Here is an 11,601-nt window from a genome sequence, read left to right as displayed (position 1 = left end):
CAGTTAGATTTTTTTATGCAAAATGGCATTTTGAAGTATGCCCCTTCCTTTAATAAAACCCTGAACGCAAGGTTTGAACTCTAAATTCTCAGTCAAAAGCTCTGCCAACTTTTGCTGAACCACCCTCAATCCCTTTTGAGGTGAATCAATCTTACGAAGACCGCCATTTTTTTTGGGAATCTCAAAGGATTTATATTTTTGTTCATCTGCTCGCTTGTAGCAGATATAAAGAAGTTGTCCTTTTTTTACACCCAGAAGGTTGCAAAGAAGATCAAGAGAATCGAGCTTATGGATAGATCGACTTGGGGGATTCAGTAGCTTCAAGGCAGCCTCCGGCCTGTACGCTACCGGAGTAAGAAGCGGCACCCCCCGCTATTTACCTTACGCCCCGCGAGACTCATAACATTGCGAATCGATAGTCTCAGCGTAACTCACAGTAGCATATGTCCTTACATTAACGATCATTGCAGTGGTAGCACTGCATAGTTAAAGCTTGGAGGGGTGCCCTCGCCCTTTATGCCCGAAAGGCAAACACATGGCAATAGGACATTAGGACAAAGAGAGAAAAGCCAAAATAGACAAGTGGCTCCCCGGGTGTACCCAGTCAACCACCGGCAGCCAAGCAGGCACACCAGACATCCTCCAATACGTCTCAACGGGTCCGGACGCACCTTCCCCGGTCGACACCCTTTCACAAACCATAGACGGCCACAGAGGGTAACGGCTGATGGACAGGGCGTTAACACTCATAACTCAATCGAAAAAGGACAGACGAAAAAAAACAGCGATTTATTCGCTGTGTTTTGCAAAACCTGCTGCAAACCACTGCTACAAATCGCTGTTTCTTAACCTTCGTAACTCATTGATTTACAAAGGTTTTTTAAATATGGCGGAGAGATAGGGATTCGAACCCTAGGTACCGGTGAAGGTACAACGGATTTCGAATCCGTCCCATTCGGCCACTCTGGCATCTCTCCAACGGCGCGCATCATAACAACACTTTTGCCGAAAGCAAACCCTCTTTCGCAAAATTTCTTCGTGCTATCAGATGCTTGCGTCGATTAAAGCGGTACACCCAGACGATTGGCGACTTCTTCGTAGGCTTCGATGACGTCACCGAGGCCCTGGCGGAAGCGGTCCTTGTCCATTTTCTTCTTGGTGTCCTTGTCCCACAGACGGCAGCCGTCCGGGCTGAACTCGTCGCCCAGGACGATGGAGCCGTCGCTGAACACGCCGAACTCAAGCTTGAAGTCCACCAGCAAGAGGCCTGCGTCGTCGAACAGTTTGCTCAGGACTTCGTTGACCTTGAGCGACAGTTCCTTCATGCGCGCCAGTTGCTCGGCGGTGCCCCAGCCGAATGCCACGACGTGGGATTCGTTGATGAACGGGTCGCCCTTGGCGTCGTCCTTCAGGAACAGCTCGAAGGTGTACGGGTTGAGCTTCATGCCCTCTTCGACGCCCAGACGTTTTACCAGGCTGCCGGCGGCGTAGTTACGCACGACGCACTCGACCGGGATCATGTCCAGCTTCTTCACCAGGCACTCGTTGTCGCCCAGCAGTTTGTCGAATTGGGTCGGAATGCCGGCCGCTTCGAGTTTCTGCATGATGAAGGCGTTGAACTTGTTGTTCACCATGCCTTTGCGGTCGAGCTGCTCGATGCGTTTGCCGTCGAACGCCGAAGTGTCGTTGCGAAACAGCAGGATCAAGCGGTCAGCGTCGTCGGTCTTGTAAACCGATTTGGCTTTGCCGCGGTAGAGTTCTTCACGTTTTTCCATGATGGGCTCCGCTTGCTAAGTAGATGGGCTAGGCGATATGGCGCCAGTCGAGCCCTGAATCTTGATCGGCCAGTTGCAGCCAGTCCGGGTCGCACCCGAGGGTGTCGACGAAACATTGCCGGGCCAGCTGCGGCAGGTTGTTCTTGCTGCTCAGGTGGGCGAGGACCAGATGCTGCAAGCCCTGCCACCCCAACTCGGCCACCAGGAATGCCGCCTGATGGTTATTCAAATGTCCCAGCTCGCCGCCCACCCGCTGCTTGAGAAAGTACGGATAGTGACCACGGGCCAGCATGTCGCGGCAATGGTTGGACTCGATCATCAATGCATCGAGATCCCGATAGCCGTCCAGCACCCGCTCGCAGTAGGAACCCAGGTCGGTCAGCAAGCCGAAGCGTCGCTGCTCGTTATCGCTGAATACATACTGGGTCGGCTCCTGCGCATCATGGGCCACGGCAATGACCCGGATGTTCAGAGCGCCGATCTGCAGCTGCTCGCCGCCGGCCAGAAAGCCTGCGGGTTCGATCGGTTTGCGCATCCCGCGCAGTGTGCCGCGACTGAGGTAGACCGGCAGATTGTAGCGCCGAGACAGCAAACCCACGCCATGCACGTGGTCGGCATGTTCGTGGGTTACGAGTATCGCGCTCAGTTGCGCCGGGTTCACACCCAGACGCAACAGGCGTTTTTCGGTTTCCCGCAGGGAAAAACCACAATCCACCAGCACATACGTATCAGCACTGGCGATCAGCGTGCCGTTCCCTTGGCTACCGCTGCCGAGAACGGCAAAGCGCATGTGATCAGCCCAGGTTGTCCTGAATCACGCTCAACACTTTGCGGGCCACATCGGCCGGCGCAACGGTGTTGATGTTTTTCTCGACGGTCACCTGAACGTTTTCACCGACCTTGCTCAGGCGAACCTGATAACGCTCGGCGCGGGCTTCAACTTCTTCCTTGGTCGGCGCGCTGCCGAACAGGCTGCTGAAGAAACCAGGCTTGTCGTCTTTCTTCTCGGCTTTTTCGGCCAGGTTGATGTAGTACAGGCCCAGGCTGCGGTTGATGTCTTCAACGCGCCACTGACCTTGCTCCAGCGCACGACCGACGCTCGACCAGGCACGATCCAGGTCCGGACCGACGTTCAGTACCGGGTTGCCGCTGCCGTCTTCGCTGAGGCTGACACGGCTTGGGGTATCGAAATCACGCGAAGCCAGCATCGACACCGAACCACCCTTCTCGGAGGTCCGGCTCATGCTCGCGAGCATGTCGTCGACCAGCGCGGCGTCCAGGCCAGTGTTGACCGAACGATTGGTGAAGTCGACGTCAGCGGTGCTGCCGGCAGGACGCTCGGCGCTGACCACGTAGATTTCACTGGTATTGCGCTGCACGCCCGGCTCGATACGCACCCGCACGCGGGTTTCGCTGTCGGCGCCGACACCCGCCGCGCTCAGGCGCTTGGCCATGGCTGCGGACAGTTCGTCGGAATGCTGCCAGGTGGTGGTGAATTCGCCGGTTTGCGGGCGCTGTTCATCCAGACGGAAACCGTTGTCCTGGAAGAACTGCACCGCCACTGGCCAGACTTCGGCCGGTGGGTGCTGAGCCATGACCCAACGCGAGTCACCGCTCTTCTGCAGCGAATAATCGGTCGCATCGGCAATGGCCGTCAGCGGTTGCGGGCGCGGTACCACGTATTCGCCCTTGGCAGTGTCATCAGCCACGTTGCGCGGGATCGGCAACAGCGGATCCAGACGCTTGGAGGTGCTGACATTCGGTGGCAGTTGCATCGGTGCAGTCTGTTGCGCTTCCAGGTAATCGCTACCACGGTCACGGAAATAACCTTCCGGGCCCCAGACCCATCCGCAGCCACTGGTGCTGGAGATAATCAAGGCAAGTGCGGAAAGTCCGGCCATTCGCTTCATGCGTTGTACTTCCTCAATTAAACCAGGACGCCGCACTGGCGCAGGGCCGTGCGAAGCGTTTCATGACAAGGTGCGCTCAGCCAGGTCAGCGGCAGGCGGATGCCTTCGTGCATCAGGCCCATTTCAACCAAAGCCCACTTCACCGGAATCGGGTTGGCTTCGATGAACAGATCCTTGTGCAGCGGCATCAGTTTTTCGTTGATCGCCCGTGCGGTCTCGGCATCGCCCTTCAGCGCGGCCTCGCACAGGTCTGCCATTTCGCGCGGGGCGACGTTGGCAGTCACGGAGATGTTGCCTTTGCCACCCAGCAGGATCAGCTCGACGGCGGTCGGATCATCGCCGGACAGCACGATGAAGTCCTTGCTCACGCCGTCGATGATGGCTTTGGCGCGTTTCAGGTCGCCGGTGGCTTCCTTGATGCCAATGATGTTCGGCACGATGGACAGGCGAATCACGGTCTCGGCCTGCATGTCGCAGGAGGTGCGGCCGGGAACGTTGTAGAGAATCTGTGGAATGTCGACCGCTTCGGCAATGTGCTTGAAGTGCTGGTACAGACCTTCCTGGGTCGGTTTGTTGTAGTACGGCACAACCAGCAGGCAGGCATCGGCGCCGGCTGCCTTGGCGTTACGAGTCAGTTCGACGGCTTCGCGGGTCGAGTTGGCGCCAGTCCCGGCGATCACCGGAATGCGGCCTGCTACCTGCTTGACCACGGCTTTGATGACGGCAATGTGTTCTTCTACATCAAGGGTTGCCGACTCGCCGGTAGTACCGACCGCGACAATGGCATGGGTGCCGTTCTTGAGGTGGAAGTCCACGAGTTTGCTGAGGCTGTCCCAGTCAAGACGCCCTTGTGCATCCATGGGAGTGACCAGTGCCACCATACTGCCCGCAATCATGAAACCGCTCCTGCCGGAAAAAGAGAGCGGTAATGGTACTGGCGCCAAGATGCTTGCACAAGCGAAGTACTGCGCCGCCGCCATTCCCCTTGGCGTCGCTTTTCGCTACCCTTCAGACTTTGATCGGTACAGATCAGCTTGTACGCCGGGTTCCAGCCTCCCTTTTCGGCCTCCCAGGTCCCGTTCCAGCGTCGCTGCTGCGCGCTCCACTATATATTGGAGCGAATTGCGAGCCGTGGCCCGGGGCTTTCTGAATCGGCACGCGCGGACGCATCCCGACGCCCAACGCCCATCGACCTACCGACCGCTCATCGCTTTAGGAATGCTGCATGTCCACCCCCACAGTTCGCGAACAATTCCTTGTCATCAGTGCCCTTGGCGCCAACCCCATGGAGCTGACTAACGTCCTGTGCCGCGCCAGCCATGAAAATCGCTGCGCCGTCGTCACCTCCCGCCTGACCCGCCACGGCGAGTGCAGCGCCCTGGTGCTGGAGATCTCCGGCAGCTGGGACGCCCTGGCCCGCCTCGAAGGCAGCCTGCCGACCCTGGCCAAGCGCCACGCCTTCACCGTCAACGTGGTGCGCAGCGCGGCGCTGGAAAACCGCCCGCAAGCGCTGCCGTACGTGGCTTATGTCAGCTCGGCGTATCGCCCGGACATCATCAATGAGCTGTGCCAGTTCTTCATGGATCACAATGTCGAACTGGAAAACCTGACCTGTGATACCTATCAGGCCCCGCAGACCGGCGGCACCATGCTCAACGCCACGTTCACCGTGACGCTGCCGGCCGGCACCCAGATCAGTTGGCTGCGCGACCAGTTCCTGGATTTCGCCGACGCGATGAACCTGGATGCGCTGATCGAGCCTTGGCGCCCACAAAACCCAATGTAAGGAAGCTTTCATGGCCGTTGTCATCGACCAACCGGTTGCAGATTTCGAAGCGCCTGCCACCAGCGGGCAGACCGTCAGCCTGTCTGCCCTGAAAGGCAAGCAAGTGGTGATCTACTTCTACCCGAAGGACAGCACCCCGGGCTGCACCACCGAAGGCCAGGGCTTTCGTGATCAATACGCCGCATTTCAGGCAGCCAATACGGAAATCTTCGGTATTTCCCGCGACAGCCTGAAGTCCCACGAGAACTTCAAGTGCAAGCAGACGTTTCCGTTCGAGCTGATCAGCGACAAGGACGAAGCCGTCTGCCAGCTGTTCGACGTGATCAAGCTGAAAAAACTCTACGGCAAGGAATACCTGGGCGTTGATCGCAGCACGTTCCTGATCGACAAGAACGGTGTACTGCGTCAGGAATGGCGCGGCGTGAAAGTACCGGGGCATGTGGATGCGGTGCTGGCTGCGGCTCAGGCCCTGAACAAGGCCTGAAGATCAAAAAATCGCAGCTTGCGGCGACTCCTGCATTGGGGATGCATTTCCTGTAGGAGCTGCCGAAGGCTGCGATCTTTTTGCTTTTATAGCAATGGAGCTACAACAGGTTCCTTGCGCGGCCAGGCATCCAGAACGGCCTTGAACAGCGTCGCCAGGGGGATCGCAAAGAACACGCCCCAGAAGCCCCATAATCCGCCAAACAGCAACACCGCGCAGATGATTGCCACCGGATGCAAGTTGACCGCTTCGGAAAACAGCAACGGCACCAGCACGTTGCCATCCAGCGTCTGAATGATCCCGTAGACCGCCATCAGATAGATGAACTGATCGCTCCAGCCCCACTGAAACAGTGCGATCAGCAGCACCGGCACGGTCACCACCACCGCGCCGACGTACGGCACCACCACCGACACTCCGACCAGCAACGCCAACAGCGCCGCATAGTTGAGGCCGAGGGCGACGAACGCGATGTAGGTCACACCGCCACAGATCACGATTTCGATGACCTTGCCGCGAATGTAGTTGGCGATCTGCCGATTCATTTCCTGCGCGACCCGGGTGATCAGCGCCCGCTCACGGGGCAGATAGCCACGCACCCACTCACCGATCATGGCCCGATCCTTGAGGAAGAAGAACACCAGGATCGGCACCAGCACCAGATAGATCATGATGTTGACCAGCAGCGGCAAACTCGACAGCGAAAAGGTCAGCGCCCATTGCCCGAACTTACCGATCTCGCCACGCGCCGCCTCGATGGCCTGCAGCACCTGCTCATCGGAGACCAGATGCGGATAACGCTCGGGCAGCAACAGCAGCAGCGACTGCCACTTGGCGAGCATGCCCGGCAGCTCGTTGAACAGCGTGATCAACTGATGCCAGAGCAGCGGCAGAACCACCACGATAAACACCAGCAACACGCCCATGAACAGCGCAAATACCAGGCCCACCGCCACACCACCGGGCACGCGCAAGCGCTCGAGGGTGAGCACCAGCCCCTGCATCAGATACGCCAGCACCATCCCGGCCAGTACCGGCGCGAGCATGCCGCCGAGGGTGAGCACCGCGGTGAAGGCGAGGAACAGCAGCACCGCCAACACAACCGCCTCTTCATCGGAAAAGTAGCGCTGAATCCAGTCGCGTAACACTTTGAACATCAATAATTCCCAGGTCTTTTACGCGGTGGGTTTCAGGCTTTTTTCAACCAGTAACGGTAAACGCCCGCTTCGTCTTCTTCGCGCAGCAGCGTATGACCGGCCAAACGGGCAAAGGTGCGGAAGTCGCGCTGGGAACCCGCGTCCGTGGCGATCACCTTGAGCACGGCGCCGCTGGGCAGCTTGTTGAGTTCCATTTTGGCCTTGAGCAACGGCAACGGGCAATTCAGGCCGCTGGCGTCCAATTCACAGTCATGGGCTACAGCGTCAGTCATTGCGTCACTCCGGTTCAGGTGGTTGAGCTGCCTAGAATATCTGGTCGCAAGCCCGGTGTCCGGCTACAGTAAGGTCTTTGTCTTCTAAGGCTTTGTGCATGACATTTCTGCGCCCTACCCTGCTGACGCTCGCTTGCCTGCTCGCCTCACCGGGCTTTGCCGACGATCTGCCGTCACTTGGCGACGCCAGTTCTGCCATTGTCTCGCCGCAACAGGAATACCAGCTTGGCCGCGCCTGGCTGGCCATGCTGCGCAGCCAGGTTGCACAGCTCAACGACCCGCAGCTCAAGGATTACGTCGAGTCCAGCGTCTATAAGCTGGTGGAAACCAGTCAGGTGACCGACCGGCGCCTGGAGTTCATCCTGATCAACAGCCCGCAACTCAACGCTTTCGCCGCGCCCGGCGGGGTGGTCGGGGTCAACGGCGGGCTGTTCCTCAATGCGCAGACCGAAGGCGAGTACGCCTCGGTACTGGCCCACGAATTGGCTCACCTGTCGCAACGTCACTTCGCTCGCGGTGTAGAAGCTTCGCAGCGGATGCAGGTACCGATGATGGCCGCGCTGCTGGCCGGCATCGTGATTGCGGCCGCCGGCGGCGGCGATGCAGGGATCGCAACTATCGCCGGCTCTCAGGCCGCGGCGATTCAGTCACAACGCACCTTCTCGCGCCAGAACGAACAGGAAGCCGACCGTATCGGCATCCTCAACCTGGAAAAGGCCGGGTACGACCCGCGCTCGATGCCGACCATGTTCGAGCGCCTGATGCGCCAGTACCGCTTCGATGCCAAACCACCGGAATTCCTGCTGACTCACCCGGTAACCGAATCGCGTATCGCCGACACCCGCAACCGCGCAGAGCAGGCGCCTGCGGGCGGCATCGAAGACAGCATGCGTTATCAACTGATTCGCGCCCGCGTACAGCTGATCTACGAAGAAACCCCAGGGCTGGGCGCCAAGCGTTTCCGCGCACAACTGGACGAGAACCCGAAAAATGACGTGGCGCGCTACGGCCTGGCGATCGCCCAGATCAAGGGCGGCCAGTTGAACGAAGCGCGAGAGAACCTCAAGCCCCTGCTGGCCAAGTCACCGAACGAGATCATTTACAACCTCGCGCAGATCGACCTGGACATCACCAATAACCGCCTGCCGGATGCGCAAGCGCGAGTTGACCGGATGCTCACGCAATATCCGGGCAACTACCCGCTGAATCAGGTTCGTGTCGATCTGCTGCTGAAACAGAATCGCACCGCCGACGCGGAGAAAGCGCTCGAAGGCTTGCTCAAGTCTCGCCCGAACGATCCGGACGTGTGGTATCAGGTCGCTGAAACTCGCGGCCTGTCCGGCAATATCATCGGCTTGCACCAGGCCCGCGCCGAGTACTTCGCGCTGGTGGGCGATTATCGTCAGGCGATCCAGCAACTCGATTTCGCCAAGCGCAAGGCGGGCAGCAACTTCCCGCTGTCCTCGCGCATCGACGCCCGCCAACGCGAGCTGATGGAGCAGGAGCGCATGATCAAGGACATGATGGGCTGACTGCGCTTCAGCCATGTCAATGTTTCAGGCACAAAAAAACCGCCTCTTTCGAGGCGGTTTTTTATTTCACCGCAACCGGGTTATTCAGCCAGTTTGAAGGTGATGAAGCTGGCACGACCTTGACGCAGAACCCGCATCGACACGGAACGATTCTTCGGCAGCGCCTTGGCGATCTCGCCAAACTCTTTGGTAGAGCCAATGGCCTGGTTGTTCAGGTGAGTGATCACGTCACCCGGCTGCAGACCGATCAGGGCTGCAGGACCGTCCTGAACATCCTTGATGACCACCCCGCCTTTGAGGTCGTAGGTTTTCTTCTGCTCATCGGTCAGTTCAACCACCGACACACCGAGGCGGTTGCTGCTGCTTTCCGCGCCGGACTTCGGCAGTGCTGCCAGCTCTTTGTCTTCGTCCGGAATCGCACCGACGGTCAGCTCGACATTCTTGCGCTTGCCGTCACGAATCACTTCGAGGTTGGCCTTGGCACCCGCCTTCAATGCACCCACAAGATGTGGCAGGTCGGCGGACATGACGATCGGCTGACCGTTCATGCTCAGAATCACGTCGCCCACTTGCAGGCCACCCTTGGCCGCCGGACCGTCATCCTGAATCTGTGCCACCAGCGCACCGGCCGGCTTTTCAAGACCGAACGACTCGGCCAGATCCTTGTTCACTTCCTGAATGACCACGCCCAGCCAGCCGCGGCTGACTTTGCCACCGCTCTTCAGCTGATTGGAAACGTCCATCGCCACATCGATAGGGATGGCGAACGACACGCCCATGAAGCCACCGGAGCGGGTGTAGATCTGCGAGTTGATCCCCACCACTTCACCGTTCAGGTTGAACAGCGGGCCACCGGAGTTACCCGGGTTGATCGGCACGTCAGTCTGGATGAACGGCACGTAGTTTTCGTTCGGCAGGCTGCGGCCGACGGCGCTGACGATGCCTTGGGTCACGGTGTGGTCAAAGCCGAACGGCGAACCGATCGCCACGACCCATTGACCGGCCTTCAGGTCCTGGGACTTGCCGAGCTTGAGCACGGGCAGATCCTTGCCATCGATTTTCAGCAGGGCCACGTCGGAGCGAGGATCGGTGCCGATCAGCTTGGCTTTCATTTCACTGCGATCAGCCAGACGCACGAGGATTTCGTCGGCATCGGCAATCACATGGTTGTTGGTCAGGATGTAGCCATCCGAAGAAATGATGAAGCCCGAACCCAGCGATTGCGCTTCACGCTGACGATCGCCTCGCGGTGAACGCTGCTGAGGCGGCATGCCACGCTCGAAGAACTCGCGCAGCATCGGCGGCAAGCCTTCCAGGTCAGGCATCTGCTGGTTCACTTTGCGATCCGGCAGCTTCTGCGTAGTACTGATGTTCACCACCGCAGGCGAGGCTTGTTCAACCAGTTGGGTGAAATCCGGCAGGTCAGCCGCCTGGGCAGCGGGGACGGCCTGACCGAGCACCAGCACGGTGGCGAAAATGGAGAGATAAGACTTCAAGCTAAGTATCGACATACAGCTCCCGTTACGACGAGCAGGGTTAAGCGATATGGAGCAAGGAACACCGGGAACCGCGGGCCGGTATTTTTGTTCCGGGAACAACAGACAAGGCCAGAGCCGTGAGGCTCTGACCTATAAAAAACTTTCGGGTGATTTGCAAATGAAAATGCTGAGCAAACATTTCATCTACGTCTCGACGAAGAGGTGGAAATGACTGAAATCAGCTCATTGCTTGCTGGTTGCAGCGCCATCGTTGCGCATCGACAGAGCGATCCGCTCCGCTGTGCCGATTGGAATTTCTCCGACGACTGTCACCATCATCTCGCCTTCAGGCGTTGTCAGACGACGGGAAACAGCAACGGTCGGTCCCAACTGCGTGCGGGTGTCGGTCACTGTCGCACCGTTGAGTGGTTCCAGGAACACCGAGAAACGCGCCAGCCCGTCGTCATACATCAGGCTGCTGACCTGGGTTTTGGTTTCCGGATCTTTGTGCGAGGTGCTGCTGGTCAGTTCGAAGCCCGGCGGTAGCCAGTCGGAATGCCAGACCTGAGCGGTCTTCACGGCAGACGCCTTGTCACTGTCGAGCGTGATTGCCTTGCACTCGGAGCCTGCTTGCAGGTCTTTGTCCGATGGAACATCGGCGGTATCAAGGCTGGTGAACTGGAAGCGTTCGAGTAACTGCCCCTTATCATTGAGCAGCAGTGACTTGAGCGGCAGACCAGTCTGTTTGTCCAAGTGCAGTTCAAAACCATAGCGATGCTGGTCTCGAGGCGTCAGCGATACGATTACCGCATCACGTCCGGCCACGCGCGACTTGCCGATGACAGCAAGGCCATACCAGTTTTTCAGCTTTTGAGGATCAAGCGAACGAGCGGTCGAGTTGGGAGAGTCTCCCAACCCCGCAATCAGGGTGCCGCTGACGCATTGAGTATGCCCATCAACGCGCACGACTTCCTGTGCCGAGCCGTCGAGCTGAAGCAACCGCTCGCGGACCTGGCCATTCTGGACACGATGCCAGATATTGTGGGTAGAAAAACTACCGTTACGCTCGTAAACGAAGGTGCCGTGGAAGCTTTGTTGCTGCTCGGCCTGACCCAGACGGGTCAGCCAGTCCTGGGCTTCATCAGCATGGGCTGGAACAATGAACCAGCCACTGAGCAGAAGCGAAAGTAGAGGTATGGCGCGCATG

At 58.6% G+C, this 11,601-nt stretch carries 12 protein-coding genes and 1 tRNA gene; 3 read left to right on the top strand and 10 right to left on the bottom strand.

Annotation, left to right across the window (positions count from 1 at the left end; translation table 11 throughout):
* Nucleotides 1-3: 3 nt before the first annotated feature.
* The 6 genes from NN484_RS03375 to dapA form a co-directional block, all read right to left on the bottom strand.
* Complete coding sequence (locus NN484_RS03375) at nt 4-324, bottom strand: RNA-dependent RNA polymerase family protein (protein WP_274658573.1); 321 nt, start codon at nt 322-324, stop codon at nt 4-6.
* Between the two features lie 563 nt (nt 325-887).
* A tRNA-Ser gene (locus tag NN484_RS03370) sits at nt 888-977 on the bottom strand.
* A gap of 84 nt (nt 978-1,061) precedes the next feature.
* Nucleotides 1,062-1,775 carry a phosphoribosylaminoimidazolesuccinocarboxamide synthase gene (gene purC / locus NN484_RS03365; RefSeq protein ID WP_007963288.1) on the bottom strand — a complete coding sequence of 238 codons (714 nt, stop codon included), beginning with the start codon at nt 1,773-1,775 and terminating at the stop codon, nt 1,062-1,064.
* A gap of 28 nt (nt 1,776-1,803) precedes the next feature.
* Nucleotides 1,804-2,565 carry an MBL fold metallo-hydrolase gene (locus NN484_RS03360; RefSeq protein ID WP_127649750.1) on the bottom strand — a complete coding sequence of 254 codons (762 nt, stop codon included), beginning with the start codon at nt 2,563-2,565 and terminating at the stop codon, nt 1,804-1,806.
* 4 nt (nt 2,566-2,569) lie between these two features.
* On the bottom strand, nt 2,570-3,685 hold the full coding sequence (bamC, locus tag NN484_RS03355; RefSeq protein WP_127649749.1) for an NlpB/DapX family lipoprotein: 1,116 nt from the start codon (nt 3,683-3,685) through the stop codon (nt 2,570-2,572).
* A gap of 17 nt (nt 3,686-3,702) precedes the next feature.
* Nucleotides 3,703-4,581 (bottom strand): 4-hydroxy-tetrahydrodipicolinate synthase, encoded by an 879-nt coding sequence (dapA, locus tag NN484_RS03350; protein WP_274658572.1) that lies wholly within the window; start codon nt 4,579-4,581, stop codon nt 3,703-3,705.
* Between the two features lie 329 nt (nt 4,582-4,910).
* Here dapA and NN484_RS03345 point away from each other — a divergent pair, with 329 nt between their 5' ends.
* Nucleotides 4,911-5,471 carry a glycine cleavage system transcriptional repressor gene (locus NN484_RS03345; RefSeq protein ID WP_007963284.1) on the top strand — a complete coding sequence of 187 codons (561 nt, stop codon included), beginning with the start codon at nt 4,911-4,913 and terminating at the stop codon, nt 5,469-5,471.
* A gap of 10 nt (nt 5,472-5,481) precedes the next feature.
* On the top strand, nt 5,482-5,955 hold the full coding sequence (locus NN484_RS03340; RefSeq protein WP_274658571.1) for a peroxiredoxin: 474 nt from the start codon (nt 5,482-5,484) through the stop codon (nt 5,953-5,955).
* Between the two features lie 86 nt (nt 5,956-6,041).
* Here NN484_RS03340 and NN484_RS03335 read toward each other — a convergent pair whose 3' ends face one another.
* Nucleotides 6,042-7,112 (bottom strand): AI-2E family transporter, encoded by a 1,071-nt coding sequence (locus tag NN484_RS03335; RefSeq protein WP_127649745.1) that lies wholly within the window; start codon nt 7,110-7,112, stop codon nt 6,042-6,044.
* 32 nt (nt 7,113-7,144) lie between these two features.
* Entirely contained in the window at nt 7,145-7,384 is a 240-nt protein-coding gene (locus NN484_RS03330; RefSeq protein ID WP_007963279.1) for a sulfurtransferase TusA family protein, read from the bottom strand.
* A gap of 98 nt (nt 7,385-7,482) precedes the next feature.
* Between NN484_RS03330 and NN484_RS03325 the strand changes: the two genes are divergently transcribed.
* Entirely contained in the window at nt 7,483-8,916 is a 1,434-nt protein-coding gene (locus NN484_RS03325; protein WP_274658570.1) for a M48 family metalloprotease, read from the top strand.
* An 80-nt stretch (nt 8,917-8,996) separates the two neighbouring features.
* Here NN484_RS03325 and NN484_RS03320 read toward each other — a convergent pair whose 3' ends face one another.
* Both NN484_RS03320 and NN484_RS03315 read right to left on the bottom strand, forming a co-directional pair.
* A complete protein-coding gene (locus NN484_RS03320; protein WP_127649743.1) occupies nt 8,997-10,427 on the bottom strand; it encodes a DegQ family serine endoprotease in 1,431 nt (476 codons plus the stop codon).
* Nucleotides 10,428-10,637: 210 nt separating this feature from the next.
* Nucleotides 10,638-11,600 (bottom strand): MucB/RseB C-terminal domain-containing protein, encoded by a 963-nt coding sequence (locus NN484_RS03315; protein ID WP_127649742.1) that lies wholly within the window; start codon nt 11,598-11,600, stop codon nt 10,638-10,640.
* Nucleotide 11,601 lies beyond the last annotated feature (1 nt).

The organism is Pseudomonas serboccidentalis, assembly GCF_028830055.1.
GTDB classification, from domain to species: Bacteria; Pseudomonadota; Gammaproteobacteria; order Pseudomonadales; family Pseudomonadaceae; genus Aquipseudomonas; species Aquipseudomonas serboccidentalis.
This window is presented reverse-complemented; position numbering and strand designations above follow the sequence as displayed.